Raw genomic sequence first — 24,731 nt, 5'->3', positions numbered from 1 at the left:
GGGCCCGCTCATGGCGCGACCGGGTAGGTGCCCAGCACCTTGTAGAACGCACACAGCGCACGCAGTTCTTCGAGGGCCCGTGCCACATGGGGCAGGGACGGGTGGCCGTCGAGGTCGATGTAGAAGTAATACTCCCACTGGCCTGTGCGGGCGGGGCGGGATTCGAACCGGGTCATCGACACCCCGTGTGTCTTGAGCGGCACCAGCAGGTCGTGGACCGCGCCGGGCCGGTTGGGCACCGAGATGACCAGGCTGGTGCAGTCCTTGCCCGACGGTGGTGGCGTCTGCAGCGTGTGCGGCAGGCAGATGATGGCGAACCGGGTGCGGTTGTAGGCATCGTCCTGAATGGCATGCGCGACCAGATGCAGGCCGAATTGCGTGGCGGCCCGTTCGCTCGCAATGCCCGCCCACGCCGGATTGGTCGCGGCCAGCCGGGCCCCTTCCGCATTGCTGGATACCGGGCGGCGCTCTGCGTGGGGCAGGTGCTTGGACAGCCATCCCTGGCATTGCGCCAGCGCCTGCGGGTGTGCCAGCACCGCCTCGATGCCTTCGAGCGAGTCGGACTGCCGCATCAGGTTGTGGCGCACGAGCAGGCTCACTTCGCCGACCACGTGGCAAGGCGTGTGCAGGAACAGATCGAGCGATCGGGTCACCACGCCCTCGACCGAATTTTCCACGCCGACCACACCGTATTGCGCGCTGCCTGCCGCCGTGGCGTGGAACACTTCGTCAAAATTGGCGCAGTACATGAGGTCGGCCGCGCCACCGAAGAACTCCACGGCCGCCTGCTCACAGAAGGTGCCGGCCGGGCCGAGCACGGCCACCCGCTGCGGTGACTCGAGTGCCAGGCAGGCGGACATGATCTCGCGCCAGATGGCCGCGACATGCGGCCCCTTCAATGGGCCGGGATTGGCGGTCTGGATCTTCTCGATGACCTGGGCCACCCGGTCGGGGCGGAAGAAGGGCGTGCCTTCGCGCTTCTTGATCTCGCCCACCCGTTCGGCGACCAGGGCGCGCTGGTTCAGCAGCGTGAGCAGCTGCTGGTCGATGTTGTCGATTTGGACGCGCAGGCTGGCGAGGTCCGGAGAGGCTTGCGGGATGGTCATGAAAGGTGTGGGGGCGTTTTCTCTGGACTGTCAGGGCTTCAGGCGTGCTTGCGTTCAAATTCTCGCATGTAGGCCACCAGGGCCTCGACGCCCGACAGGGGCATGGCGTTGTACAGGCTGGCGCGCATGCCGCCCACCGATTTGTGCCCCTTGAGCTGCAGCAGCCCGCGTTCCTTGGCGCCTGTCAGGAAGGCATCGTTGCGCGATTCGTCGCGCAGGAAGAACGGAATGTTCATGCGGGACCGGGCGTTCTCCGACACCTTGTTCACATAGAACTGCGACTGGTCGATGGTGTCGTACAGCAGCCGGGCCTTTGCGATGTTCCGATGCTCCAGCGCCGCGATCCCGCTCAGTTCGCCCTCGCGCTGGCGCTTGAGCCACTGGAAGGTCAGGCCGGCCACGTAGATGCCCCAGGTGGGCGGGGTGTTGAACATGGACTGGTTGTCCGCCACGATCTTGTAGTCGAAGGCGCTGGGGCAGGCGGGCAGGGCGTGCCCCAGCAGATCCTCCCGCACCACCACCAGCGTGAGGCCGGCAGGGCCCAGGTTCTTCTGCGCTCCACCGAACGCCAGGCCCACGCGCGACCAGTCGACGGCGCGCGATGCCACATGGGAAGAAAAATCGATGACCAGGGGCGCATCGCTGCCCAGCGCCTTCAGGTCGGGCAGTTCGTGGAATTCAATGCCGTGGATGGTCTCGTTGCTGCACAGGTGCAGGTAGCTCGCGCCGCGGCTCAGCTGCCAGCTGGCTGGCTCGGGAAGCGTGGTGAAGTGGCTGGTCTCGCCCGATGCGGCCACGTGCACTTCCGCCGCATATTTGCGGGCCTCCTTCACCGACTTCTGGCTCCAGCTGCCGGTGACGACCATGTCCACCGTCGCTGCGCGCGAGAGGTTCAGCGGCACGATGGCGTTCTCAGCCAGACCGCCCCCCTGCATGAACAGGATTTTGAACTGCGAAGGCACCGCCAGCAGCTCACGAAGGTCGGCTTCGGCCTGTTCGTAGATCGACAAGAACTCCTTGCCGCGGTGGCTCATCTCCATGACGCCCATGCCGCTTCCGTGCCAGTCCAGCATTTCGGCAGCCGCTTGCTGCAGGACTTCGGCGGGAATGGCGGCCGGGCCGGCGGAGAAGTTGTACGGGCGATTCATGGTTTCAAGTGAAATAAGGCCTCAGCGCATATTTATCTAGGGCTGATTGCTATGGTTGTGATAGCAAAGCGCCCATCGGAGCGCTTTGCATGGGGCAGGGATCAGGCTTCTGCGGGCGGCGTGCCACCTTCTTCATCGGCGTCGATGTCTGGCACATTGGCATCGTTTTCCACGATGCGTTGCAGGCCGCTCAACTGCGAGCCTTCGTCCAGCGCGATCAGCGTCACGCCTTGGGTGGCGCGGCCCAGCTCGCGGATCTCCGACACGCGGGTGCGAACCAGCACACCCTTGTCGGTGATCAGCATGATCTCGTCATCGGCGTGGACCAGCGTGGCCGCCACGACCTTGCCGTTGCGCTCGCTCTGCTGGATCGCGATCATTCCCTTGGTGCCCCGGCCATGGCGCGTGTATTCGACGATGCTGGTGCGCTTGCCGTAGCCGTTCGCGGTGGCAGTGAGCACGCTCTGGGTCTCGTCTTCGGCCACCAGCATGGCGATCACGCTCTGCCCGTCTTCCAGCATCATGCCGCGCACGCCACGTGCCTGGCGGCCCAGGGGGCGCACGTCGTTTTCGTCGAAGCGCACCGCCTTGCCGCCATCGCTGAACAGCATGACGTCGTGCGCACCGTCGGTGAGCGCCGCGCCGATCAGGTAGTCGCCATCGTCCAGGTTGACGGCGATGATGCCGCCCTTGCGGGGGTTGCTGAATTCATCGAGCGCCGTCTTCTTCACGGTGCCCATGCTCGTGGCCATGAACACGTAGCGATCGGCCGGGAACGTCCGCATGTCGCCGGTCAGCGGCAGAACCACATTGATCTTTTCGCCTTCTTGCAGCGGGAACATGTTGACGATCGGGCGGCCGCGCGAGCCGCGCGAGCCTGCCGGAACCTCCCACACCTTGAGCCAGTAGAGTCGACCACGGTTGGAAAAGCACAGGATGTAGTCGTGCGTGTTGGCGATGAAGAGCTGGTCGATCCAGTCGTCTTCCTTGGTGGCCGTCGCCTGCTTGCCGCGGCCGCCGCGCTTTTGCGCCCGGTATTCGGACAGCGGCTGGCTCTTGATGTACCCCGTGTGGCTGAGCGTGACCACCATGTCGGTGGGCGTGATCAGATCTTCGGTCGACAGGTCCTGCGCGCTGTATTCGACCACGCTGCGCCGCGCCCCGAGCTTGTGCTGTCCGAACTCCTGCTTGATGGACGTCAGCTCTTCGCCAATGATGACGGAGACGCGTTCTGGCTTGGCCAGGATGTCCAGCAGGTCTTCGATCACCGCCATCACGTCCCGGTATTCGGAAACGATCTTGTCCTGCTCCAGGCCGGTCAGGCGCTGCAGGCGCATCTGCAGGATTTCCTGCGCCTGGGTGTCGGACAGCCGGTACAGGCCGTCCTGGCCCATTCCGTATTCACGCTCCAGCCCTTCCGGCCGGTAGTCGTCCGCATTCACGGTGCCACCGTCGGCCCGGGTGCGCGTGAGCATCTCGCGCACCAGTTTGCTGTCCCACGAGCGGGTCATCAGTTCCGCTTTGGCCACGGGGGGCGTCGGCGATTCGCGAATGATCCGGATGAAGTCGTCGATGTTGGCCAGCGCCACCGCCAGACCTTCCAGCACGTGGCCGCGTTCGCGTGCCTTGCGCAGTTCGAAGACCGTGCGGCGCGTCACCACTTCGCGGCGGTGCTGCAGGAAGACGCTGACCAGTTCCTTCAGGTTGCAAAGCCGCGGCTGCCCGTTCACCAGGGCCACCATGTTCATGCCGAACGTGTCCTGCAGCTGCGTTTGCTTGTAAAGGTTGTTCAGGACCACCTCGGGCACTTCGCCGCGCTTGAGTTCGACCACCAGGCGCATGCCCGACTTGTCGGATTCGTCCTGGATGTGGCTGATGCCTTCGATCTTCTTTTCGTGCACCAGCTCGGCCATCCGCTCCTGCAGCGTCTTTTTATTGACCTGGTAGGGCAGCTCGTCCACGATGATGGCCTGGCGCTGGCCGCGGTCGATGTCTTCGAAGTGGCAGCGCGCACGCATGACCACCTTGCCGCGGCCCGTGCGGTAGCCGTCCTTCACCCCGTTGATGCCGTAGATGATGCCGGCCGTGGGGAAGTCAGGAGCGGGAATGATCTCCATCAGATCGTCGATGGACGCGTCGGGATGGTGCAGCAGGTGCAGGCAGCCATCCACCACTTCATTGAGGTTATGGGGCGGGATGTTGGTGGCCATGCCCACGGCGATCCCGCCGGAGCCATTGACCAGCAGGTTGGGCAGCTTGCTGGGAAGCACCAGCGGTTCTCTTTCGCTGCCGTCGTAGTTGGGGCCGAAGTCGACGGTTTCCTTGTCGATGTCCGCCAGCATTTCATGGGCGATCTTCGCCAAGCGGATTTCGGTGTAACGCATCGCGGCCGCGTTGTCGCCGTCCACCGAGCCGAAGTTGCCCTGGCCATCGACGAGCAGATGGCGCATGGAGAAGTCTTGCGCCATGCGCACAATCGTGTCGTACACCGATTGATCGCCGTGCGGGTGGTATTTACCGATCACGTCGCCCACGATACGGGCGGACTTCTTATAAGGCCGGTTCCAGTCGTTGTTGAGTTCGTGCATGGCAAACAGCACGCGCCGGTGCACCGGCTTGAGGCCGTCGCGCGCATCAGGCAGCGCGCGACCCACAATTACGCTCATGGCGTAATCGAGATAACTTCGCCGCATTTCCTCTTCAAGGCTGATGGGCAGGGTTTCTTTGGCGAACTGTGTCATGGAGAACTGCGTGGACGGCGGAGGAGGGCCATTCTAGGCGGAACGTCTTGTCGCAAGTGCGCAACACATCAGGGGTAAAGCGCTTTTGTCCTACCGTGCGCGCCCCGTCTGCAACCACTTTGCGTTGTTACGTATGGCACAATCATTTCAACGTTTTTAGTGATGGTCACTGATGACGTCCATATTCGCAGCGCGGCTGCGGCTTTTTCCCCAAGAGGAGAACCATGAAGAAACTGAACAAAGTGGCGATGTTGTTGGCCTCTGCTGTGCTTGCTACCTCGGCTGGCGCTCAAGTCAAAGCAGCCGACGGCGGCAAGGTTGTTGACAACTGGCAGAACGGTACCGGCGAACTGGTGTGGAAGAACGGCACGAACGAACTGTGCTGGCGCGATGCCAACTGGACCCCTGCTACCGCTGCTGTCGGTTGTGATGGTGCTCTGGTTGCTCAGGCTCCTGCTTCTACCCCTGCCGCTGCTGCTCCCGCACCTGCTGCAACGCCTGCCCCTGCAGCGCCTCCTGCTCCCGCAGTGGCCAGCAAGGTGACGTACGCTGCCGATGCGTTCTTCGACTTTGACAAGTCCGTGCTCAAGCCAGAAGGCAAGGCCAAGCTGGATGACCTGGTTTCCAAGGTCAAGAGCGTGAACCTGGAAGTCATCATCGCCGTGGGTCATACCGACTCCGTCGGTACGGATGCCTACAACCAGAAGCTGTCGGTTCGCCGCGCTGAAGCTGTGAAGGCTTATCTGGTGTCCAAGGGCATCGAAAAGAACCGCGTTTACACTGAAGGCAAGGGCGAGAAGCAACCCGTCGCCGACAACAAGACCAAGGAAGGCCGTGCGAAGAACCGTCGCGTGGAAATCGAAGTGGTCGGTACCCGCGCTTCTAACTGATTTCCGAATCAGTCATGAAAAAGCCCCGGAAACGGGGCTTTTTTTATGGGCCATCTCTTTTGGAGCACCTACCCACATGAGCGATCACATTAATGCCGATCCAGCAGAGCTGGCCAAATTTTCCGCACTCGCCCACCGCTGGTGGGATCCGGAAAGTGAATTTCGTCCATTGCACCAGATTAATCCGCTGCGCCTGGAATGGATCAATGGCATATCGCCTTTAGAAGGGCAGCAGGTGCTGGATGTGGGATGTGGCGGCGGCATCCTCACGGATTCGATGGCCAGAAAAGGCGCGCAGGTAACAGGCATTGATCTGGCCAGCAAATCATTGCGAATCGCGCAACTGCATGCCTTGGAAACCGGGACACCCCATGTGCAGTACCGTGAAGTCAGCGTGGAGGACTTGGCCGCGGAAGTACCTGGCACCTTCGATACTGTCACATGCATGGAAATGCTGGAGCACGTGCCGGACCCCGCCTCCGTGATTCAAGCGTGCGCGCGTCTGGTCAAGCCGGGTGGCTGGGTCTTTTTTTCCACCATCAATCGCAATGCCAAGGCGTTCATGCTGGCAGTCGTCGGCGCCGAATACATTTTGGGCATGCTGCCCAAAGGCACGCACGAGTATGCGAAATTCATCAAGCCCAGCGAATTGGCGTCCGCCAGTCGGCTGGCGGGCCTCGATATCGTTCACAGTCGGGGACTGGAGTACAACCCGCTGACCAAGCGCTATTGGCTGAGTGCCGACACCTCGGTCAACTACATGCTCGCTGCACGCCGCGCCGCCTTATGAGTTCACCTGTCTTTACCCATGTTCGTGCCGTCTTGTTCGATCTCGACGGCACATTGATCGATAGTGCTCCCGACCTGGGTGCTGCTGCCGACAAATTGCGAACGGACCGTGGCTTGCCGTCTCTGCCTGCCGATCGGTATCGGCCCATGGCAGGGGCTGGAGCCAGGGGCATGCTGTCAGTGGCATTCGACATGGATACGGCCCATCCCGACTTTCCGGCGTTGCGAGAAGAGTTCTTCGTCAACTACGAGGCCTGCATTCAGCAGCGCACGAAAGTGTTCGATGGTGTGGAGTCAATGATCGCCGAGTTGACCCGGCGTGGCATGCCTTGGGGCATCGTCACCAACAAGGCGGCAAGGTTCACGGATGTGCTGGTGGCGGCCACGCCACTGTTCAGTAGCGCCGGTGCGGTGATCAGTGGCGACACCACCGCACACAGCAAGCCGCACCCCGAGCCCCTGCTCGAAGCGGCCAGACGCCTGGATATCGAACCAGCGCATTGCATCTACGTCGGCGACGATGAGCGCGATATCGTCGCGGGCCTCGCGGCCGGCATGCGCACCGTGGCTGCGTTGTATGGCTACCTCGGCACGCAAACCGCTGTGCACGAGTGGGGCGCACAGGCCGTAATTAAATCTCCGCTCGAGGTCTTGCAATTGATCTCTGCGCCTTAAAATACGAGGCTTGGGGCTGCCCTGGTTTCGACGTGGGTTCGGAATCGGTGTGGTGCATGTCGAGCTTGAGTGGCGCTCGTAAATCTGCATTCAAAAAACTAACTGCAAACGACGAACGTTTCGCACTCGCCGCTTAAACACCGGTGAGCCTTGCAACAGCATGCTAGCGGGCTGGGCAAGGGGGTCGCAAGACCTCCCGGCTGCAAGGTTATTCACGCTGGCTGGTTCCGTGCCGGGTACCTTGGCATGGAGCGAGATCCAAGGGTACTGGTGTCCCACGTAGCGTGCGACTGCGCGACGTGGGCCATGAGAATCAAAACAGACCGCTAAACATGTAGATCTGCCCGAAGAAGGCTTGCGGACGCGGGTTCAATTCCCGCCAGCTCCACCACCTTAGCCAACGCCTGCCAATGGTTCACGCCATCGGCAGGCGTTTTCTTTTGCACCATTGTTGGCATGTTTTGGCTTGTGAATCACACCGAATTCACACCCTGATTCACACCGCTCAGGACACCGCCTTCAGGACGGCCTTCGGCTTTTGGTAGTCCTCGCCGATGAATTTGCCGTAGGTCCGGAAAACCATCTCCACGTCCTCGTGCCCCAGCTGCTGGGCCAGATACCACGGGTTCGCCCCAGCGGTCAGCAGGGATGACGCGTAGGTGTGGCGGACCTGATAGGGATTCCGGTACGGCAAGCCAGATCGGGCCATCAGCGGCATCCACAGAGTCTTGCGGATCTGCGCGTCTGTCTCCCAGGGCTGGGCGTTTCTCGGGTTGAGCCACACTCGTGTGCCTTTGGCTGCGGACCATGGTCGCTGTTCGGTCAGGGCGGCGAGTGCTTCCGACGACAGGTCGACATCGCGGATGCCGGCCATGGTCTTCGGCGCCTTGATGACGCCCACCACCTGGTTCTGTTCGATCCTTGCCACTTTGCGCCCCACGTCGATGTGCCGCCACTCGAGCGCCTGCAGTTCCCCGGGCCGCAGGCCGGTGGCGAACCAGAACTGCATCATCGGTCGTTCGTCCGCTCGGCACGCAGCCAGCAGCTGCGCCCGCTCCGCCGCTGTGAATGGCTGGATGACGTAGTCGCTGGCCTTGGAGGTCTGTCGGATTAGCTTGGCCAAGGCGATGCGCTCGAAAGGGTTGAAGTCAATCAAGCCGTCGTTGAGAGCGTCCTCGAACACGCTGCGCAGTGGGATCAGGACGTTCCTGATCGCCTTGCTGGTGCAATCCATTTCAGAGATCCAGAGTCGGAGATCACTCGGTGTCACCTCGCGCACTTGGCGGCCATGCCAACGGCGCATGCGCTCCCCGTTGATTGCCTTGGCGTAACCCCGCAGTGTCGCCGGCGACATCTGCCCGTTGTCGACTTGCTGCTGGTAGGTCTGCAGTTGGACCTGGAGTGCTGTCTCCATCAGTGGAGTGCTGGCTGACGCCGCCTTCGCCTTCGGACTGTCCGGGAAGTACTCTGCGTAGACGAACGAACCGTCCTCGATCTTGCGCTTGATCTCGGCGCGGAGGTTTGAGGCGTACAGGAGGGCCCCCTTGGTGATGGGGCCCTCCGGCATCAGCTCTCGGCACTGCTTGCCCTCCCAGCTGAATGCGATCTGCAGGCGATCGCGCCTGCGCGTCACGCCGGCGGGCAGCGTCAGTGCTTCTGGCTTTCGACCCATCGGTTGTACTCCTCAATGTTGACGTAGAGCCGCTTCTTGCTTGCCAGCTTTGTGTGCTTGCCGTCCAGCCAGATGCCCCGTTTTCGGCGAGTGTGGACCATCTGGGAGGTCTCGCCCGTGCGCCGGCAATGTTCGGCCAGCAGCACCCAGCGGTAGTCGGCAGCGTCCGAGGGGGGCTCCGGCGCGGCCTTCGGGGTAGGAGTGGGCAGAGATTGCGATTTCATTCGTGTCTCCTGTGATCGCTCATGCGGAAAGAAAAAAGCCCGCGTCTGCGGGCTGTGGTGGTGGTTCGTCTGGCTGATCAGCTGTTGGCCGAGCATAGAGCGCAGCACCGTCAAGCGACCGGTAGTCCATGCGGGTCCGACCCTCCGGGAAGCGGATGGGGGGCCACTGGGTCATGTCGATCCACGCGAGGGGATCGGCCGGCGCGGCTGCGGTCAGGGCGTGCAGGCGGCGCAGCTCGGCGGCTGCGTTTACATGCTCGATGGACTCGGCGCATGATTGCAGCCAATCAGCCAGGCGCAGCGCCTCCGGCAGGTCTGCCGCTGCTGCGGGGGTGGTGGTTGGATCAGAAGCCATCGAATTCTCCCAGCGCGTCGTAGTCGCGCACGAGCAGGGTTTTGAACGTAAGGGTGTAGGTAGGGCTGTCGTCGCCCTCGCGGTCGGTCTTGCTGTCGTCCAGGCCTTCGATGTGCTGCTGTAGATCGGCTGCTGGCACGGTCAGCGTTATGCCGTCCAGCGTGATGCATGCCGCGCGGAGCATGGGCATCTGGTGGCGAATGCCGTTGGGCTGCACGCTGTGTGGGGTGGTGGTCATGGGGTTTCCTCGAAAAGTTCAATTTGCTCGTCCAGGTACGGCTCACAGGACTCAGAGCAGCCGCCGTCGTGGATGGTTGGCCGGTAGGAGGTGTCAGCCGCCGCGAATTCGGCGACGAGATCAGGTGCAGAGCGGAATCCTCGGTACAGCGGCGTGGGCCCGGCACGTTGTTCGGCCCTACGTTGCGGTAAAGCTGGTCCAGCAGCACCGGGAAATCGAAGTTGGTCGGGTCTTCGCGGTAAAGCTTCAGCAGCTTTTGGTCTGACTTTTTGTAGCAAGCGATGCAATTGCCTTGGTGCTCCGGGATTCGGAGATCCCAGTCGAATCCCTCGAAGAAGGCCAGCACATCTTGCTTGTCGGTCGGAATCATGTTGGCCAACGGGTAGACGATGCCAGCCGCCTCCGCACGCTTGGAGACCCGCCTGCGCTCGTCTGCGCGAATACCGATTGCCGTCTGGGTGCCCGCCCAGCCGATGCTGGCGAAGTAGTCGTTGATCGGGTGCAGCTTCAGTTCCCGGGTGCAGTGTCCGTATGTCTGGTTCGGCAGCCCGTAGGCTGCCACCACCGCCTCGAAGGGCTCGCCGTTGCGGCTCGCGGTTTCGTAGGTGACGACCCGGTGCCCGGACGATTTGCCAGTGTGCCGGCGTGGCACAGCTTCCACCCAGGCCAGCCCCAGCTCATAGCGACGGTCAACCTCGTGCACAAAGCGCAGCGTGTCCGGATGCTCCCAGCCGGTGTTCGCGAACACGAACCGCATTTCATACACGTCGGCCATGTTCTGCTTGAGCCAAATCGACATGAAGGCGCTGGTACGGCCGCCCGAAAACGAGACGCGCAGCCGAGGCTTGTCAGCCATTGCCGGCCTCCTTGCTTGCATTGAGGGTGGGAGGGGGAGGGAGCGGGCGCCAGTGGGTGGGGTACTGCGTGTTCCCAGTGGCATCTGTCCAATGGGTGTTGACGGAATACCACTCGCGGCGTTCCTCGTCGTAGTAGCAGGCCATGACGAATGCTTCGCCCCAACCAACTCCCGAGCAAAGCACCTCCACTCCGCCATCCGGCAAGCGATCCTCCACGCTGATCCACCCATCAGCCAGCGCTGCATTGGGCTGGGGGGCGCCCTTGAGCAAGCTGACGATGCGTGCCTGTTCAGGGCCGGCATGAACCACCGCCAGCAGCTTGTCGTCCGCCGCGCTGCGAATTTCCGTGTCTGCGTACAGAGCATTGAATTTCCACCGGGCGTGGTCCGTGCTTTTTGTGTCAGCCATTGCATTCCTTCAGCGCCTCGTCGCGGGCGCGGTTGATCTCGGCCATGCGGTCGGCACTGCCGCCGCGGTCAGGGTGATGCCGTGCAGCCAGCGAACGGTATGCGTCGCCGATCGCCTGTGTGGACGCATTGCGCGGCACGCCGAGTACTTCCCACCACTCGCGGTGCATGCCAGCCGCGATCGGCGCGGGCAGGGCGGCGAAGCCGGTGAAGGCGCGTTCCAGCACGACTGCGCCACCGTGGCGCTCGATCGCGCGCAGCGCTTCGATGGTGGCCGCCAGCGCGGCGATGTTCTGTTCGACCTTCGTGTACCGGTCGATCGCCATGCTGCGCGGCTGGCCGTTGAATGGGTCTTTCCAGTACACAGCGGCGCCGGGGTCGGCCGGCGCTGCCTGGCCCGAGCGTGGCAGCCCGTCTTGGCGAAGCACCGGGTTGGTGGACAGCACCACGGTGCTTTGCTTGGCGCCCATGCGCTCCAGCTCTGCGAGCAGTCGTGTGGTGGCCTCGGCGATGCTCAGCGGGACTTTGCTGGTGCTCCCGAAACGGTTTTCCTTCTTCATGCCGAAATTGCCGGACAGCCGAGATGCTGCAGGCGTGCGCTTCCAGCCCGCCGGCCATGAGAGTGGGTATGCGGTAACGGCCATGCGGCCTCCAATAGGTAAAGGGGTGGGGCCCGGTGGGGCGGGGTCAGGCGGCCCGGCGCAGCTCTGCTGCCTGGGCGTCGCTGTAGTTCGCGGCCACGATGAGCCGCATCGGCAGGGGGCTCACGCTGTTGCCAGCCATGCGCACTTGGGCTGTCTTTGTGAGGGGCTTACCGGCCGCGGTGCGGTCGATCACGTAGGTGGCGGGGAAGTCCTGGGCGTTGTAAAGCTCGCGCGGCACCAGCATGCGGAGCGTGATGTCCACGATCACCCAGGGCTCGCCCTGCAGCCACACCGTCACGAGCGCCAGGCGGTCGTGCGTGGTGATGGTGGTCATGGGGTCACGCAGGTCCGACCATTGGCCGCCGCTCGCGTGGTAGCGCATCAGGAAGGCCGCGCAGCGCAGCGCTCCCTCCTCATGCTCTTGGCTCAGCTCGTACTGCACCAGCGCCTGATGCTCACCGCCAGCGGGCACCGTGGTGATGGGCTCGCGCGCATCGCGCCCGGTGCTGTGCTTTCGCAGCGTGGTGAGGTGAGCCGCGATGAGCTGCTGCTGGCTGCCGGAGGTCGTGACCGTGGACATGGATTCCTGCAGGTCGCGCGCTGGCGTGCTGTTGAAGCCGCCGTTGGCCTGGACCATGAACGCAGCCGCTACGCTCTGCCCGCCACCGCTTGCTGTGACAGTCCCCAGCGGTCCGGTGATGTCGTTTGTGCCGTGGCTGCGCCGCTTCGACGTGCCTTGCCCCTCGCCGTGCCCAGCCTGGACGAGATACGCCGCTGCGGTGGCGAACTTCTGGCCGCCGGCAGTGATGGTGCCCAGTGGCTTCTGCGGATTGAGGGCGCGGGGCGCTTGTCCGGCGCGCTCGCCATATCCCATCTGCACCAGGTGGGCCGCCATCAGAGCTGTCTCGCCGCCCTTGGCTGTCGTGATGGTTCGCAGCGGCTTCGCCACGTCGAACGAAGTGTCACGGGTGTGCGTGACTGGAACAAGCGCTGGCGTCAGCAGCATCTTGTGTCCGCCGGTCAGGGCGGTAGACAGCGGCTCCGACACGGGACGGGGCACGTTGTTCGCCATGTTGTTGACGATGAACGGTTCGGGGCTGTCCAGCACGTACTTGCGCATCCCGTGAGCGATGCGGCGCATGGTGGCTTCCGCCAGATCCTTCTTGCGGCCGAAGATGCTCGTGCCAGGGATGCTCCAGTCGATGCAGTCCGCGGCCGGCCGGTGAGCCTTCAGCCCGGCGCGCGGCTTTTTCGCATGGGTCTGCTGGGGCCAGACGATCGGTAGGCCATCGCACCGCGCGACCATGTAGAGGCGCGTGCGGGTGCTGTGCGCGCCCAGGTCGGCGTTGCAGATCACCCGCCATTCGACCCTGTAGCCCATGGCGCGCAGCCCGGCCACGAAGTGATCCCAGTTGCGGCCCTTGCGCTTGGTGTCGGGCACCAGGAACTGGTTGCGCCGCGGCACCACCTCGCCAGGCGAGGCTACGCGGTAGGTGGCTTTGCCGGCGGCATCCGTCACCTTGTCCAGCGTGATGACGCGGCCCGTGGCCGAATCGCGCTTCGCCACCAGTGGGGACCACTGCAGCATCTGCTCGACGTTCTCCAGCGTGATGACATCCGGCTTCGTCTTGCCGGCCCACCGGTGCACCACCCATGCCAGGGATCGGATCTCCTCGCTGCGGGGCTGGCCGCCCAGGGCTTGGCTGTGGTGAGTGCAATCCGGCGAGGCGTGAAGCAGGCCTACCGACTGGCCCTTGGTCACAACCAGTGGATCGACTTCGCGGATGTCGGCGCGGTAGTGCTGGGTCTGTGGGTGGTTGACCTCGTGCATGCCAATGGCGTCGGCTTCGTGGTTGATCGCCTTGTCGACGTGGCGGCCGATGGCCTGCTCAATTCCGGTGGAGGCCCCGCCGCCCCCTGCGAAGAGGTCGATCACCAGCTTGGCGGACAGGGCAAGGACGAATTGGGGTGTGAGCATTCAGGGCTCCAGAAATGCAAAAGGCCCGCAGCGTTGGCGGCGGGCCGAAAACAAGAAAGCCTGCACGGGCAGGCTTGGTTATTGGTCAGTTCAAGAAGTCGGACGGCAACGTCACGGCGGTTTCGCCCTTGCGCCAACTCAATGGTGGCTCGGTGCGGATCACTTCATTGAGGGCGGCAAAGGCGGTCTTCAGCCGGTCGCTTACCTCGCCATCTTCAGATGGGAGGTCGTCTGCGAAGTGGTCTTCGGGGTCAATCTCCGAGGCCATGTTTGGGACGCAAAAGACCAGTCGCGCATCGGCGGGGGCGATGCTGTTGTCGATGAGCCAGTCCCGCAGAGAGTCCGCATCAAAAAAGAATTCATCGCCATCAAGCACCGTCACTGGGCTCTCGTCATATTCCATCCGAGGCATTGCGTCGTAACGGGCCTGCATTCGCTCATCGCGGCACAGCCTGCACCAGCCGCGTATTTCATGCGTGCCGTGCGATGAGTTCTTCTCGCACACCCGGTGTGTGGATCCTGCGTAGCGGGCCATGTGTTCGTCTTTCCCCCAGAACTGTCCGTTCGAGGAGACCCAGCCGGTGACCGTCTTGATGCTTGCAGCTTCATCGGACTCGTAGGGGATCAGTTTCTGTGCATTGCGCATGGTTGCTCCAAAAGAAAGTCCCGCACCGGGGCGGGCCTGGGAAGGGATGCCCTCCGGGGAGGGCGGCTATGCCGCTTTGCGGAATGCCTTGGTGAGGTGCTTGCCCTCTACGGCATGCCCTCGCTTGAGCAGCGCACGGCAAAGCAAGGCCTGTGCGTGGTGGCTGTGGCTGGCCTGGCGCGCGAGCCCCAGGTAGCTGTTGCCGCTTGCGTAGACGTCAGCGGCGGGCATGTCCTCCAGCCGTGCAAGGGCCGAGTGCAAGGTGCGCGGCCTGGTGGTGCGGCGCCAGGGCTTGATGACGTGGCCCACGTAGTCGATGCCACGATGGATCGGCTGCAGCACCGTCTTGCGCGGGTTGAGCGCCAGCCCAAGGCCAGGCAGAAAGCCATTGATGCTGGCGAGTGCGCCATTGAGCCATGCCGCAGACTCGTGCAACAGCACCATGTCATCGACGTAGCGCGTGTAGTGCCGGGCGCCGATACGGTGCTTGATGTGCTGGTCAACCTCGTTGAGTAACACGTTTGCGAAGAACTGCGAGGACAAGTTTCCGATGGGTAGCCCGTGATAACGGCTGGCGTTCATGAGGCGCTTGTGCGCAGGCACGGCGGCCAGCGTTGCCGCATCGCCGCGCAGCTCATAGTCCAGTCGCGGATCGTGGAACAGGACCATCTTCGTCAACCCGCGCCACCAACGCTCCGGGATTTGCCGCATCAGCAGCGGCCAAAGAACGCGCTTGTCGATGGAAACGAAGAAGTTGGCGAGATCGGCCTTTAGGTAGAAGCCGGGCCGGCTCCAGTTTTGCGTCTGGCCGCGCACCTTGGCCTCCAGGCGTTCGGCGGCGTAAAGCGTGCCGCGGCCTGGGATGCAGGCGCACGAGTCTGCGATGAACCGGGCGTGAAACCGATCCATGATCTGGTTGTAAAGCAGGTGGTGCACCACGCGATCGCGGAAGCCAGATGCCCATACCTCACGCGGCCGGGGCCGGCTGATGGCAAAGCAGATCGATGGACCCGGGCGGTAGCTGCCGCTCTCCAGCTCCTCATGCAGAGCCAGTAGGTTGTGCTCCAGGCCCTGCTCGAAGCGCAGTGCGCTCGCTGTGGTGCGCTTGTGCCGGCGGCAGTCGTAATACGCCTGCACCAGCTTTTCGAATGAATAGCCAGGATCCATAGAAACTCTCGGTGGATTTTGCGGAAGGGGCGGACCCGGAACTCGTTGTTCCGGTTGTTGTTGTTCGTGTTGCCGTTCTCGAAATCGACCGCCCACGGTCTATCGAACTTGTCACGTCGGCTCGCCGAATGGCTCAGCGGGCAAACTGCGCGGGATCACTGCGGCCCTTGCCGCCGATATCCCTGTTGCGCCTGTCGGTGGGCTTGTGGCCCAGCGGCTCGACCAGATTCCATGGCGCGTTGGTCGGACTGCCTTGACAGACCGGCGGCAAGCGCACTCTCCGAATGTTTCTGCCACCCTGTGGCTTGCTTCCCGATGCTCCCTGTCAGGGCTATGGCTCTGCTGTACTGCTTGACCGAGATCTGCCGGAGATCGACCGCGAGGCGGAGGGCAAGATTCACCGCCTCCACCTCCTGGCGCATGCGCCGCAGGATGGGCGGCTTTTCCTCTGTGGTGTTGGCCTCATAGGTGCGCATGACCAGGGCCATGCAGCGCTTGCGAAGCTCGGCGCCGAAGTCCGCCTTGTACTTCCGCTCCATGTTGGCGACGTACTCCGTGACCAGCTTGCACAGTTCATAGGTCGCCTTGTAGATTTCAGTTTCGGTGTGCAGTGCCATGCCGAGGCGGGCTACGCCCGCGAATGGTTAAAGGGATGAATCGGGAAAACTGCGGAAGGGGCGGACCCGGAACTCGTCGTTCCGGTGGGTGCTGAGCGTGTAGCCGTTCTCGAAATCGACCGCCCACGGATAGCCGTGGTGCTCGCTGCGGCTCCAGTAGTACTCGGGAGCGAAGTGCTCGCGCGCATTGATGTAGGCCAGCATCAGGTCTTCCTGGTCACCTGCATGCCAGTCGCTGTGACCGTTGATCTCGCCGAACTGCACGCCATGGGCGGCCTTGAAGTTCTGGTCTTCGAGGTCGCGGGTCGTACCGCCGTCAGCGATGACGACGTGGTGCACAACGCCATCGATCAGCCGCGAGCCGATGTAGATGCCGCCCTGCTCGGGCCAGGGCTGGTTGAGTGCGGGAATGGTTTTGGCTTGGGTGCTCACTGGGTGCTCCTTTGGTTGAGGTGAGAGAAATTGGCGAATGGCTCAATAGATGAATCTGCGGAAGGGGCGGACCCGGAACTCGTGGCTCCGGTCGTGGTAGCGCGTGTAGCCGTTCTCGAAATCGACCGCCCACGCGTAGCCCTCGGAGTACGGTGTGCTGGTCCAGTACCAGCTGTCCTTCCCGAAAGTGCTGTGCAGCGTGGCGCCGGCGAAATTCAGTTCTCGCCGCGCGGGCAGGTAGAAGTCGCTGTGGCCATCGCGCTCGTACTTGGCGGCCAGGTCTGCGGCGGGGCACTCCTTGCGGATGCGCTTCGTGTTCTCCAGCCCGTCCCAGTCGGACAGTTCCCGTTCGCCATCGGGCGCCCAGCGGGCCCGGCCCACGTCCTGCTCCGCAGCGACGATCAGCCCGAAGGGCACGCCGTCATCACCCTGGAAGTCGCCTGCGTAGATCCCGCCCTGGCCAGCCCAGTACTCGCCGATGGAGGGGCGGTTGGTTGGGCCCTCGGTGGCTGATGGCTCATCCTCTCCATCGCGCAGCAGCGATGCGAAGAGTGCGCTTGCCATGGCAGGCTGCGCCGTGTGGAAGTTGAAGACCGGGTTGTTGATGGTGATGTGCATGGCTGCTCCTGGTGGTGGATGTAAAAAAGCCCGCATGCGGCGGGCTTGGGTGGAGGAACGGCGGGGGTTAGGCGTTGGCTGGGTCAGCCTCGGGCTCGGGCTTCGGCGCCGGGAATTTGTCGAACGGGAGCGCCTTGATGCGCTTGCCGAAAAACGTGCCCTTGGAATCCGCCGCCATGAATTCGGCATACAGCTCGGGGCTCACGTCCGGGTAGTGGTAGATGGCGCCCGCACCGCGGGCAAAGCTGACGGCCAGGGTGCTGGTCGCAGGGTCGTAGCCCACGGCGCCCACTTGGTTGGACTGGACAGGTGCCATTGGGATCGCGACGTAGGGCTTGTCGGCGAAAGCGGCAGGGGCGGAAGTTGGGCGGGGCATGGTGAGTTCTCCGGAAATGAAAAAGGCCCGCGCATCGGCGGGCCCGGGTTGGGGAAGGGAAGGATTCGCGTTTCAAGCGGCGGTCGTTGCGGTGGCTTCTTGGGCCGCCTCCATGGCTCGTCGCGCAACAGCGCGGCACAGCATTGGGAACAAGGCGGCAGGGAAGTGCACAGAGGCTTTGACGCGCGTCGTGGTGAAGCCCATCGCTTCGAGACCTGCGGCGTCCAGCTTGATCGGCGCCAACAAGGTGTTGATGCGACCCAACGTGATGGTGTCGTCCTCGACTGTGGAGGCGCTCGCCTGTGCAGCGCCGATGGCATGGCGCGCATCGATCTCCGAGACTGCATCGTTCTTGAGGTCGGCGGCAAGGCCGCTCAATGCGTCAAGCAGTGGCGCAGGGAGTGCTTCGACCGCGCGTGCCTCGGCGATGCCTTCCTGGGCCAGCTTCTCCGCGTCGATCAACTGCTGGCGCTTCGCCGCTTCATCGGCGGCCTGTCGTGCCTTGCCGATGCGCAGCGCGGCCAGCGCTTGAAAGTCTTCGGCCGCCTTCGTGCCTACTGCGGCGAAGTCCGGGAACAGGGTGATCCAGTCCTGGTCTTCCTGCTTCAAGTGGGCGCGGTTTGCGGCCAGCCGCGCAGCGGCGACGTAAGCATCCGCCATGGCGCTGGCAAGTGCCGCCTTCACCTTGTTTTCCATGCTGGCCAGCGACTTCAGCCCTTTCGTTACGGGCTCGAAAGATCCGCGTGGTGCCTGCAGGTAGTTCGCGTCGAGCTGGAAATTCAGGCTGCCGATGTGCTCTGCCAGATCCTTGTCGGCTTTCGCCAGGATCGCCTCCTTGCGAGAAACCTTCTCGGTCTTCACCTTCTTCTCGATGGCGATGGCCTTATCCGTGGCAATCCTGTCCAACTGCTCCAGTACGCGCAGCACCTCGTCCACGTCGTGCATGTTGGCGCGCACAGCTTTCACGGCCAGCTTCATCCCATCGGCCACCTCGCGCAGCCACTTGCCATCGGCATCCCCCTGGGCGAAATCGTCGTCGGTCACCAACTCCATGTTCACGGAGTTGATGCGGGCCAGTGCGATCACCTGGAACTCATCCAGGTTGCTGGCGGTGATGGCGCCGCTGGCCTCGATGCGCAGCGCGGGGAGGGCCTGTTGGAGCTTGGCGGCCGCGGGCTCAGCCTTGGGCGGCGTGTAGGCCGCCACGTCCTTCTCCAACAGCTCCCAGCCGGCCACGATCTTGCCGCGCAGCGCCGGGTTCGGCGTGTACCAGCAGTGCCGCTCCTCCACCAGCTCCCACTCGCCCGTTTCGCCGTTGAGGCGCCATTCGGACGCCATGAACAGGATGCGCTCGATGGTGGGGCAGACCATGGCCTGGTGCTCGCACTGCACCTGGTAGCACAGCGGCAGATCCTCGCCCGTGCAGTCTGGCACCATTGCCTCGCGCAAGGCAGCGTTTAACCTTTTGTGTTCAAACCCGACGTCCTCCAGCATGGTCAGCCCGTCGAAGCTAGCGCCATACACGCCGTCGTCGTGCACGCCTACCACCGGGTACAGCTCCTCGCCCACGATGGTGTCGGCCAGCGGGCGGGCCAAGCCCTCGAATAGGTGGCCGCTGCTCAGGATGGCCTGCTGCTCGGGGCTGAACTCCTGCCCAATGCCGGTGGCCAGCTCGCGCACCAGCTCGCTACGTTTCTTGTACGGGCTGCAGTCCAGAACGGCCGGCGCGTCGCTGGCGTTGCGCGTGGTGCGGCGGTGGGCGAGCCACTCGGGGCTGCCCTGCGTCAATCGAAGGTGGCGCATATTTAGCCTCCCAGCTCTGCCAAGCGCAAATTGAAGATGTCGTTGAGTGCGCTGCGGTGCTCGTGCTGCAGCGTGTCGATCAGGTCGGCGGCCTGGTAGAGCGCGTCCGTGTCCTTGGCTTCGCGCAGGCGCTGGGCCAGCGTGTCGGCGTCAACGGTCGGCGCGTCGGCGTCCGGCGTTACGGCTTCGGCGTGCTCCTTCACGATGGCGTCCTGCGGTGCCAGCGCTGCCACAGCATCCGCCAGGGCCTTGCGCTGCTCGCCCGTCACGGAGCCCTTGGACTCCAAGGTGACGATCACTGCGTCCAGCGTCTTCTTGCCGGCGGCGATGGCCTTCGCCCAGCCGGGCATGCCCTTCTTGAATTCGGCGTCCGGATAGGTCTTCTCGTCTTCCGCAACGGTGCCAGTGGTCGGGTCCAGCGTGCCGGAACTCGGTGGCACGACATGGCTGCCGGTGTGCACAACGTTGCCGGCGCCGTCCTGTACAAAAACGTCCTGCACCTCCTCTGCGGTGGGCAGACCCATCAGCAGCTCCGGCGCGTAGATTCGGCCGAAGAACGCGGCGCTGCGGTAGCGCAGCATCAGGTCGGGCATGGAGCGCCATTTGCTGCCGTTCTTCCCATACCAACCCTCGTTGACGGCCATTTCCATCGTCACAGGCGCTGACTCCAGGCGCTGCCCGGTGGCCTTTTCTGTGGCCCAGGCAACGCAGCGCGCGTTCTTGATGCGGATCTTGTGCTTCTTCTCGATCTTCTGCCGGTTCTCCCACTCGAAGGTCGAGTAAGTCGCGTCGATTTCGTCCAGCCATTCGAGGTCGAAACGCAGGGGGCTGAACTTACCGCTGCTGTTGATGGCGGCGATGATGAATTGGCTTGACCAGCTCGGCTTGCCTTCGATGACGTGCAGGTTCTGCATCACCTGCAGCGGGTTGGCATTCATCCGCTGCGCCATGTCCAGCGCGATCATGCAGTTGGACATCGCTGCAGGGTTCGGCTCGATCTTCTGGTTCTGACCGTAGCCTGTTGTGACCATGGCCTGGTAGGCGGTGGGAACCATGGTGCTGCTGGCGAAGGCCTTGGCCGTGCGCTGCAGGAACTCGAAGCTGGCGAGGTCACCGAAGCCCATGGTGACGGGGAGTTGGGCGCCGCTCTGCGCCAGGGCGGTGGTTTGTTGTGTGCTCATGGATTGCTCAGTAGATGAAAGGTTGGTGCAGCCACGCCATGTAGAGAGCCATGGCGAGGGACACGGATAGGAGCCAGGCGGCAAGGGCGAGGGGAAAGTTCATGGGGTGCGCCGGAAGGTGACGACCCACACCCAGGGGTCGGTGTCCCAGGAATCCGGACCGTTGATTTCCTGCCACAGCGAGCGAAACCCTACGCGGTAGGGCTGCGGCCCGCTGCAGCCGATGTCAGCGCAGGAAAGTCGAACGTGGTCGCACGGGTCGGGGATCGGCTTTGTGCCCTCTGCCTGAGCATCCGCTTCGCTTATGTCCTGCAGGCGCTCCACTCGCACGTCGGTGATCTCCAGCAGGATGCGGCTGGCCCACCGGGGCATGTGGATAGGCGATTTCCACAGCGAGAAGGGCTTCTCGTTGCGCTCGCCGCACTGGTGCTCGCCCCACGTCTTGCCAAGCCGAGCGTCGGACACCGTGGCCTGCGAAACACCAAACTTGCGGGCAAGATCGCGTTGAGACAGCGCTGAAGATCGAATCTCAGCAACAGCAGCACCGTCTAGCTTGGCGGCGTGGTGCGCCTCGCCCATGCCTCCGCCGTGACCCTTACGGTCCTGCCAGTTGTCAGCGTGGGTGCCCCAATCGAGGTTGGCCGGCGTGCTATTAGCGCGGTCGCAATCAAGATGGCGGACCTGCGCGCCAGGCGTTGGTGGAGGCCCGTAGAACGATTCGCAGACCAGTCGATGTACCGCGTGCGTCTCCCTTGCGCCTCGGCTCAGGCAAACGGTGTGGTAGCCCTTGCTGTTTGGCGATGGCGTCAACGGCTTAGGGTCGCCGCGGTCCATCCGATAGATCACGCCGTCGGTGCCCGCCGCGTAGATCCCCTCCCACCCGGAAATCGGCTTGAAATACACGGGGAACAGGTTGGCGGCATGTTTCACCCACAGCCTGTCGCCAGGCTGGCCGTATGGGCAAGTAAACGGATCGCCAGTGCCGTGCCCGGTTGCCGCAAGCACCCAGTTCCATCCGCCTTGCCCGTTGTGATACGGGACAATCGGATGATGCTTTCTCGGGTCGTTCTCAGGTTGTGGCTTGATCACCCGTCGCGTCTGCGTCTTGCTGCCATCCAGCAGCGCGCGGACCATGGGCCCGCTGAACAGGATTGGTCGCTCCGTCATCGCGCAACCTCCACGCGCCGCAGGCAGCGCATCGACTTGTCGTCCAGCCATTCCGCTTCGCGGCCAGGCCCACACGCCCGCTGAGCGGCCCATGCGCGCGAGTGCAGCGCGGCCTCGTCTTCTCGGTCGGCTTCGGCCTCAGCGTGGCCATGGCCGGCCAGGGCTCCCACGCCGAGCGTCAGCACGCTCGCTGCGATCCAGATGAGTGCGTGCTTCATGCTGGGTCACCCTGCTCGAGAGACGCGGGGTCGAGATCTGCGCCGATGGCCAGCGCCTCGCGCGGAACAGGCGTGGGCATCTCGCGCGCTTCGTCGATCGCCGCGCGCGTGCCGCGGCCGCTGTTGCGCACGTCAATGCCGCGGCCGCCGCGCAGGTAGATGATGTCCACGCCCTGCGCCTCGAGGAAGTCGAGGCGGGCCGTGTCCGGGTGGATGTGGCGCTCCAGGTTCTGCTTTCGGACGATCGCGTTTTGCCGCATTGCTGCGGCGAGTCCTGCGGGGGTACTCATGGTCTTTTGGCCTCTTTGGGCATTGGGGTGGAGAGCGCCCGCAGCGCGGCCGTGCACTCGGCACAGACGTCGCGGGCTCGGAATTTCGTTGCGCCGGTTGCCGGCTTGGGCTGCTCGCAGCGGATGCAGTCGATGCGCTGCGCTGGCGCAAGGTCGGCCAGAGTGAGGCGTGGCGCGCGCCCCTTGGAGGGGCTGCGCTTCATGGCTCAACGGGTTCGGGGTGGTCGGGGTCCCTAGGGTCCGGATGTGCAGCCAGCCTGCGCTGGCAGGCCCGCTCGCGCCGGTCAGCGTCCAGCTCGTCGTTGTCCACCAGCAGGGCAGCGGGCAGCGGCCAGCAGCGGTGCGTGTTCGTGGTGATGGGCAAGGCAGTCATCGTGCGCTGTCTTCCTGGCAGGCCTGGGCGGACGCGCCCCAGCGTGCCAGGACAGCCCGGGCGAACGGAACAGCGAGACGGGGTGTCACCGGGACGGTGTAGGCGCCAGCTTCATCCTTTCGATAGCCCATGCCCCAGCTATCGAAGGGCCTATGTCTACCCAGTGTTTCAGCCACTTTCAGGATCTCTGCATCGCTCGGCGCTGCGGCACTGCTGGCGGCATCGCGCCCGATCCTCGCCCGGAGCAAGTCCACTACAGCCCGCAGCTGCGGTGCATCGTCTCGTGCGGCCTGCTCAATCTCCGGCAGGATGGCTTTGAAAATGTCCAGGTCGTTGGATTGCATGAATGCCTCGGGCAAGAAAAAGCCCGCGCAGTGGCGGGCCGGTTGGAATAAAAAAGCCCGCCGAAGCGGGCAAGGGTGCCGCGGTGGCACCCAGGGAGGAAAAGAAAGACCGCTGCCCTGAAGGGCTGTCAGATCAGGGATCGTGGTCCTGCTCCGGCGCGGTGAAGGGCGGCCCTGAGCGGGGACGCCGAAAAGGAAACGCCCTCGGGGTGAGGGCGTGGGTTATGCCGGCAGCAGCGCAAGCTGGCCGAGCGGCTCGGGCACCGGGCGCGTGATGCGCGCGCTGCGCTGATTGATCGCCTTGAACCGGGCCATCATGATCGCGTCGTACCGGCCGGCCTCGCTGCGATCCACGAATAGCGGCCGCATCTTGTTGGGGTCGATCCGCTTCTCGCCTCCGAGCTCGAAGGCCTGCTTGCCGACCCGTGCCGTAGCCAGGCTGGAGAGATAGGCCGGCACTGTGGTGCCTTTCGTGTTGCCCACAAAGATCTCCGATTTGCTTTGCTCTGGGTGGCTCATCTCGTTCTCCTGAAAAACAAAAGCGCCGACCCGCGACGCTTGTGTTTCGCCCCTGTTGCCAAGGGCTGTGCCGGGATTCCAACCGGCATGACCGTTTTTGTTCTTGGCCGTCTTCGCCTCACCTCTGTATCTACCGCTCCGAGGACGCGGTGCTGGGCATCTCCCAGCCTGGTTTGTGATCTCCCGATCCTCCCCAGACCGACCGTATCGCGGGCCGTTCGCTCCGGGCCTGCTTGCGCTGGCCTGAAACGAATATTAGGGATACCTTACTTGTGTGTCAATAGGCATGCCTAATTTACTAGGTTGATCTTTGGTCTAGAACGGCGCGGGAGATGTGACCACCTCTACAGGGCCCGGCCCGACGTACACCCAGTCGCCGGTAGCGCGGACATCGACCCTCCAGAGGTCGACCGCCAGGCGTCGCACCTCGTAGGCTGCAGGAGGGAGAGGCACAACGTGCTCGGCCCGCGGCCATGGCCACGATGGGATGCACAGCAGGGTGGGGTGTGGCACGGACATCAAAAGGGCGGGGGCTCGGCGATGAGCTCGATCGGGCCGATGCCCTGGTAGACCAGCACGCCACCGTGGACGACGCGGAGCGTCCACAGATCACCGCTGCGGACAATCTCGTACGCGTCGCGCCACAGGGGCAGCGGGAGGTCTTGCGTCTCACCCAGCCAAGTTGGAAGGCGCACCGAGACTGGCGCCCAGTCGGCGGCCTTCACGGCGCTGTCTCCACTCTGACGGGGCCTGGGCCGCGGTAGACCTCGCGCGGGTGCTTGCCAGCCTGGATAACGGTCCAACAGCCATCGACCTCAAGCACCGAGTATTCGGCGACTGCTGCCGGCAGGGGGATCTCGCCTTTGTGGCCCGGGATGTTCGATGGCCAGTACAGCACCGATGGATAGGGCGCCCTGGCGAATTGGGATTGGGAGCAGCTGTTGGCATAGTCCACTTCGGCTGGCTGGTCCAGTTGGCGCTTTTCCCGCCTCGTGCCCGGCACGGCCACGGCTTCCGGGTGTTCCTTGCGGATCTGCTGTTCTGTGGTTTCCCATCGGCTTGTGACCCACCGACCGCCCCACTGGTAGCGCCACCGATGTGTGATTTCGATTCGCATGCTTCCTCCAAAAGACTGTAAATCTATACAGTGATTTGGAGTGAGGCAACCATCGTTGGCGGCGCCCTTGGTGGCATTTCTGAGTCTCTCTCCGCTTGGCGTCGGCAGCGGATGCTCCAGAAAACTGAGCGTGGAAAGT

At 63.7% G+C, this 24,731-nt stretch carries 30 protein-coding genes, 1 other RNA gene and 1 pseudogene; 4 read left to right on the top strand and 28 right to left on the bottom strand.

Annotation, left to right across the window (positions count from 1 at the left end; translation table 11 throughout):
• Window positions 1-8: 8 nt before the first annotated feature.
• The 3 genes from pheA to gyrA form a co-directional block, all read right to left on the bottom strand.
• Complete coding sequence (gene pheA / locus AVME950_RS02610) at window positions 9-1,106, bottom strand: prephenate dehydratase (RefSeq protein ID WP_284428660.1); 1,098 nt, start codon at window positions 1,104-1,106, stop codon at window positions 9-11.
• 38 nt (window positions 1,107-1,144) lie between these two features.
• A complete protein-coding gene (gene serC / locus AVME950_RS02605) occupies window positions 1,145-2,254 on the bottom strand; it encodes a 3-phosphoserine/phosphohydroxythreonine transaminase (RefSeq protein ID WP_284428659.1) in 1,110 nt (369 codons plus the stop codon).
• A gap of 101 nt (window positions 2,255-2,355) precedes the next feature.
• Window positions 2,356-4,995: a DNA gyrase subunit A gene (gene gyrA / locus AVME950_RS02600; RefSeq protein ID WP_284428658.1), complete on the bottom strand. Its 2,640-nt coding sequence runs from the start codon at window positions 4,993-4,995 to the stop codon at window positions 2,356-2,358.
• Window positions 4,996-5,219: 224 nt separating this feature from the next.
• On the opposite strand from gyrA, the gene ompA reads away from it, so the two are divergent.
• The 4 genes from ompA (at window position 5,220) to ssrA (ending at window position 7,740) form a co-directional block, all read left to right on the top strand.
• Complete coding sequence (gene ompA, locus AVME950_RS02595) at window positions 5,220-5,885, top strand: outer membrane protein OmpA (protein WP_272568896.1); 666 nt, start codon at window positions 5,220-5,222, stop codon at window positions 5,883-5,885.
• Window positions 5,886-5,961: 76 nt separating this feature from the next.
• Window positions 5,962-6,675 (top strand): bifunctional 2-polyprenyl-6-hydroxyphenol methylase/3-demethylubiquinol 3-O-methyltransferase UbiG, encoded by a 714-nt coding sequence (ubiG, locus tag AVME950_RS02590; protein ID WP_284428657.1) that lies wholly within the window; start codon window positions 5,962-5,964, stop codon window positions 6,673-6,675.
• Window positions 6,672-7,349, top strand: a complete 678-nt coding sequence (gene gph / locus AVME950_RS02585; protein WP_284428656.1) for a phosphoglycolate phosphatase — start codon at window positions 6,672-6,674, stop codon at window positions 7,347-7,349. The genes ubiG and gph overlap by 4 nt, the downstream gene beginning before the upstream one ends.
• Window positions 7,350-7,361: 12 nt before the next feature.
• Window positions 7,362-7,740: a transfer-messenger RNA gene (gene ssrA, locus AVME950_RS02580) on the top strand.
• Window positions 7,741-7,854: 114 nt separating this feature from the next.
• Here the strand turns inward: ssrA and AVME950_RS02575 are convergent.
• From AVME950_RS02575 to AVME950_RS02460, 25 genes and pseudogenes are all read right to left on the bottom strand, one after another.
• Window positions 7,855-9,021: a site-specific integrase gene (locus AVME950_RS02575; RefSeq protein WP_284428655.1), complete on the bottom strand. Its 1,167-nt coding sequence runs from the start codon at window positions 9,019-9,021 to the stop codon at window positions 7,855-7,857.
• The gene (locus tag AVME950_RS02570) at window positions 8,997-9,245 is read right to left on the bottom strand and encodes a hypothetical protein (RefSeq protein WP_284428654.1); all 249 of its coding nucleotides are present in this window, start codon (window positions 9,243-9,245) and stop codon (window positions 8,997-8,999) included. Before AVME950_RS02570 ends, AVME950_RS02575 begins: the two co-directional genes overlap by 25 nt.
• A gap of 19 nt (window positions 9,246-9,264) precedes the next feature.
• Window positions 9,265-9,600, bottom strand: coding sequence for a hypothetical protein (locus tag AVME950_RS02565; RefSeq protein ID WP_284428653.1), 336 nt, complete (start codon window positions 9,598-9,600; stop codon window positions 9,265-9,267).
• Window positions 9,590-9,838 carry a hypothetical protein gene (locus AVME950_RS02560; RefSeq protein ID WP_284428652.1) on the bottom strand — a complete coding sequence of 83 codons (249 nt, stop codon included), beginning with the start codon at window positions 9,836-9,838 and terminating at the stop codon, window positions 9,590-9,592. The genes AVME950_RS02565 and AVME950_RS02560 overlap by 11 nt, the downstream gene beginning before the upstream one ends.
• 655 nt (window positions 9,839-10,493) lie before the next feature.
• A pseudogene (locus AVME950_RS24290) lies at window positions 10,494-10,694 on the bottom strand (phosphoadenosine phosphosulfate reductase domain-containing protein); the annotation flags it as partial.
• A complete protein-coding gene (locus AVME950_RS02555; RefSeq protein ID WP_284428651.1) occupies window positions 10,687-11,103 on the bottom strand; it encodes a DUF551 domain-containing protein in 417 nt (138 codons plus the stop codon). The gene AVME950_RS02555 and the pseudogene AVME950_RS24290, both read right to left, overlap by 8 nt.
• Entirely contained in the window at window positions 11,096-11,746 is a 651-nt protein-coding gene (locus AVME950_RS02550; RefSeq protein WP_284428650.1) for a J domain-containing protein, read from the bottom strand. The genes AVME950_RS02555 and AVME950_RS02550 overlap by 8 nt, the downstream gene beginning before the upstream one ends.
• Before the next feature lie 43 nt (window positions 11,747-11,789).
• A complete protein-coding gene (locus AVME950_RS02545) occupies window positions 11,790-13,724 on the bottom strand; it encodes a DNA cytosine methyltransferase (protein WP_284428649.1) in 1,935 nt (644 codons plus the stop codon).
• Between the two features lie 85 nt (window positions 13,725-13,809).
• Window positions 13,810-14,370, bottom strand: a complete 561-nt coding sequence (locus AVME950_RS02540) for a hypothetical protein (protein ID WP_284428648.1) — start codon at window positions 14,368-14,370, stop codon at window positions 13,810-13,812.
• A 66-nt stretch (window positions 14,371-14,436) separates the two neighbouring features.
• Complete coding sequence (locus tag AVME950_RS02535; RefSeq protein ID WP_284428647.1) at window positions 14,437-15,537, bottom strand: RNA-directed DNA polymerase; 1,101 nt, start codon at window positions 15,535-15,537, stop codon at window positions 14,437-14,439.
• 155 nt (window positions 15,538-15,692) lie between these two features.
• A complete protein-coding gene (locus tag AVME950_RS02530; RefSeq protein ID WP_284428646.1) occupies window positions 15,693-16,154 on the bottom strand; it encodes a four helix bundle protein in 462 nt (153 codons plus the stop codon).
• Between the two features lie 27 nt (window positions 16,155-16,181).
• Window positions 16,182-16,586 (bottom strand): Lcl C-terminal domain-containing protein, encoded by a 405-nt coding sequence (locus AVME950_RS02525; RefSeq protein ID WP_284428645.1) that lies wholly within the window; start codon window positions 16,584-16,586, stop codon window positions 16,182-16,184.
• 42 nt (window positions 16,587-16,628) lie between these two features.
• Window positions 16,629-17,204, bottom strand: coding sequence for an Lcl C-terminal domain-containing protein (locus tag AVME950_RS02520; protein ID WP_284428644.1), 576 nt, complete (start codon window positions 17,202-17,204; stop codon window positions 16,629-16,631).
• 67 nt (window positions 17,205-17,271) lie between these two features.
• Complete coding sequence (locus AVME950_RS02515) at window positions 17,272-17,580, bottom strand: KTSC domain-containing protein (protein WP_284412539.1); 309 nt, start codon at window positions 17,578-17,580, stop codon at window positions 17,272-17,274.
• Between the two features lie 72 nt (window positions 17,581-17,652).
• Entirely contained in the window at window positions 17,653-19,368 is a 1,716-nt protein-coding gene (locus AVME950_RS02510; protein ID WP_284428643.1) for a YqaJ viral recombinase family protein, read from the bottom strand.
• 17 nt (window positions 19,369-19,385) lie between these two features.
• Window positions 19,386-20,564: a recombinase family protein gene (locus tag AVME950_RS02505; protein WP_284428642.1), complete on the bottom strand. Its 1,179-nt coding sequence runs from the start codon at window positions 20,562-20,564 to the stop codon at window positions 19,386-19,388.
• A gap of 99 nt (window positions 20,565-20,663) precedes the next feature.
• Complete coding sequence (locus AVME950_RS02500) at window positions 20,664-21,731, bottom strand: HNH endonuclease (protein ID WP_284428641.1); 1,068 nt, start codon at window positions 21,729-21,731, stop codon at window positions 20,664-20,666.
• Entirely contained in the window at window positions 21,728-21,949 is a 222-nt protein-coding gene (locus AVME950_RS02495) for a hypothetical protein (protein WP_284428640.1), read from the bottom strand. Before AVME950_RS02495 ends, AVME950_RS02500 begins: the two co-directional genes overlap by 4 nt.
• Window positions 21,946-22,239: a hypothetical protein gene (locus AVME950_RS02490; RefSeq protein WP_284428639.1), complete on the bottom strand. Its 294-nt coding sequence runs from the start codon at window positions 22,237-22,239 to the stop codon at window positions 21,946-21,948. Before AVME950_RS02490 ends, AVME950_RS02495 begins: the two co-directional genes overlap by 4 nt.
• The gene (locus AVME950_RS02485) at window positions 22,236-22,442 is read right to left on the bottom strand and encodes a hypothetical protein (RefSeq protein WP_284428638.1); all 207 of its coding nucleotides are present in this window, start codon (window positions 22,440-22,442) and stop codon (window positions 22,236-22,238) included. Before AVME950_RS02485 ends, AVME950_RS02490 begins: the two co-directional genes overlap by 4 nt.
• Complete coding sequence (locus AVME950_RS02480) at window positions 22,439-22,612, bottom strand: hypothetical protein (protein WP_284428637.1); 174 nt, start codon at window positions 22,610-22,612, stop codon at window positions 22,439-22,441. Before AVME950_RS02480 ends, AVME950_RS02485 begins: the two co-directional genes overlap by 4 nt.
• Window positions 22,609-22,956 (bottom strand): hypothetical protein, encoded by a 348-nt coding sequence (locus tag AVME950_RS02475; protein ID WP_284428636.1) that lies wholly within the window; start codon window positions 22,954-22,956, stop codon window positions 22,609-22,611. The genes AVME950_RS02480 and AVME950_RS02475 overlap by 4 nt, the downstream gene beginning before the upstream one ends.
• A 222-nt stretch (window positions 22,957-23,178) precedes the next feature.
• Entirely contained in the window at window positions 23,179-23,475 is a 297-nt protein-coding gene (locus AVME950_RS02470) for a hypothetical protein (RefSeq protein WP_284428635.1), read from the bottom strand.
• A gap of 518 nt (window positions 23,476-23,993) precedes the next feature.
• Window positions 23,994-24,200 (bottom strand): hypothetical protein, encoded by a 207-nt coding sequence (locus tag AVME950_RS02465; RefSeq protein ID WP_284428634.1) that lies wholly within the window; start codon window positions 24,198-24,200, stop codon window positions 23,994-23,996.
• Window positions 24,197-24,592 carry a hypothetical protein gene (locus tag AVME950_RS02460; protein ID WP_284428633.1) on the bottom strand — a complete coding sequence of 132 codons (396 nt, stop codon included), beginning with the start codon at window positions 24,590-24,592 and terminating at the stop codon, window positions 24,197-24,199. The genes AVME950_RS02465 and AVME950_RS02460 overlap by 4 nt, the downstream gene beginning before the upstream one ends.
• Window positions 24,593-24,731 lie beyond the last annotated feature (139 nt).

Source organism: Acidovorax sp. SUPP950 (genome assembly GCF_030158935.1).
Lineage (GTDB): Bacteria > Pseudomonadota > Gammaproteobacteria > Burkholderiales > Burkholderiaceae_C > Paracidovorax.
Note: the sequence above shows the minus strand (reverse complement) of the source record. Positions and strands in the feature narration are given on the sequence as shown.

Coding starts and splice junctions, on each gene's coding strand:
- AVME950_RS02540 (WP_284428648.1), bottom strand. CDS start 14,370: ATGCGCAATGCACAGAAACTGATCCCCTACGAGTCCGATGAAGCTGCA.
- pheA (WP_284428660.1), bottom strand. CDS start 1,106: ATGACCATCCCGCAAGCCTCTCCGGACCTCGCCAGCCTGCGCGTCCAA.
- AVME950_RS02470 (WP_284428635.1), bottom strand. CDS start 23,475: ATGAGCCACCCAGAGCAAAGCAAATCGGAGATCTTTGTGGGCAACACG.
- AVME950_RS02500 (WP_284428641.1), bottom strand. CDS start 21,731: ATGACGGAGCGACCAATCCTGTTCAGCGGGCCCATGGTCCGCGCGCTG.
- AVME950_RS02570 (WP_284428654.1), bottom strand. CDS start 9,245: ATGAAATCGCAATCTCTGCCCACTCCTACCCCGAAGGCCGCGCCGGAG.
- AVME950_RS02515 (WP_284412539.1), bottom strand. CDS start 17,580: ATGCCCCGCCCAACTTCCGCCCCTGCCGCTTTCGCCGACAAGCCCTAC.
- AVME950_RS02485 (WP_284428638.1), bottom strand. CDS start 22,442: ATGAAGCGCAGCCCCTCCAAGGGGCGCGCGCCACGCCTCACTCTGGCC.
- AVME950_RS02555 (WP_284428651.1), bottom strand. CDS start 11,103: ATGGCTGACACAAAAAGCACGGACCACGCCCGGTGGAAATTCAATGCT.
- AVME950_RS02475 (WP_284428636.1), bottom strand. CDS start 22,956: ATGCAATCCAACGACCTGGACATTTTCAAAGCCATCCTGCCGGAGATT.
- serC (WP_284428659.1), bottom strand. CDS start 2,254: ATGAATCGCCCGTACAACTTCTCCGCCGGCCCGGCCGCCATTCCCGCC.
- AVME950_RS02530 (WP_284428646.1), bottom strand. CDS start 16,154: ATGGCACTGCACACCGAAACTGAAATCTACAAGGCGACCTATGAACTG.
- AVME950_RS02545 (WP_284428649.1), bottom strand. CDS start 13,724: ATGCTCACACCCCAATTCGTCCTTGCCCTGTCCGCCAAGCTGGTGATC.
- AVME950_RS02495 (WP_284428640.1), bottom strand. CDS start 21,949: ATGAAGCACGCACTCATCTGGATCGCAGCGAGCGTGCTGACGCTCGGC.
- AVME950_RS02575 (WP_284428655.1), bottom strand. CDS start 9,021: ATGGGTCGAAAGCCAGAAGCACTGACGCTGCCCGCCGGCGTGACGCGC.
- gyrA (WP_284428658.1), bottom strand. CDS start 4,995: ATGACACAGTTCGCCAAAGAAACCCTGCCCATCAGCCTTGAAGAGGAA.
- AVME950_RS02565 (WP_284428653.1), bottom strand. CDS start 9,600: ATGGCTTCTGATCCAACCACCACCCCCGCAGCAGCGGCAGACCTGCCG.
- AVME950_RS02560 (WP_284428652.1), bottom strand. CDS start 9,838: ATGACCACCACCCCACACAGCGTGCAGCCCAACGGCATTCGCCACCAG.
- AVME950_RS02480 (WP_284428637.1), bottom strand. CDS start 22,612: ATGACTGCCTTGCCCATCACCACGAACACGCACCGCTGCTGGCCGCTG.
- gph (WP_284428656.1), top strand. CDS start 6,672: ATGAGTTCACCTGTCTTTACCCATGTTCGTGCCGTCTTGTTCGATCTC.
- AVME950_RS02550 (WP_284428650.1), bottom strand. CDS start 11,746: ATGGCCGTTACCGCATACCCACTCTCATGGCCGGCGGGCTGGAAGCGC.
- AVME950_RS02520 (WP_284428644.1), bottom strand. CDS start 17,204: ATGCACATCACCATCAACAACCCGGTCTTCAACTTCCACACGGCGCAG.
- AVME950_RS02535 (WP_284428647.1), bottom strand. CDS start 15,537: ATGGATCCTGGCTATTCATTCGAAAAGCTGGTGCAGGCGTATTACGAC.
- ubiG (WP_284428657.1), top strand. CDS start 5,962: ATGAGCGATCACATTAATGCCGATCCAGCAGAGCTGGCCAAATTTTCC.
- AVME950_RS02505 (WP_284428642.1), bottom strand. CDS start 20,564: ATGAGCACACAACAAACCACCGCCCTGGCGCAGAGCGGCGCCCAACTC.
- AVME950_RS02490 (WP_284428639.1), bottom strand. CDS start 22,239: ATGAGTACCCCCGCAGGACTCGCCGCAGCAATGCGGCAAAACGCGATC.
- AVME950_RS02460 (WP_284428633.1), bottom strand. CDS start 24,592: ATGCGAATCGAAATCACACATCGGTGGCGCTACCAGTGGGGCGGTCGG.
- ompA (WP_272568896.1), top strand. CDS start 5,220: ATGAAGAAACTGAACAAAGTGGCGATGTTGTTGGCCTCTGCTGTGCTT.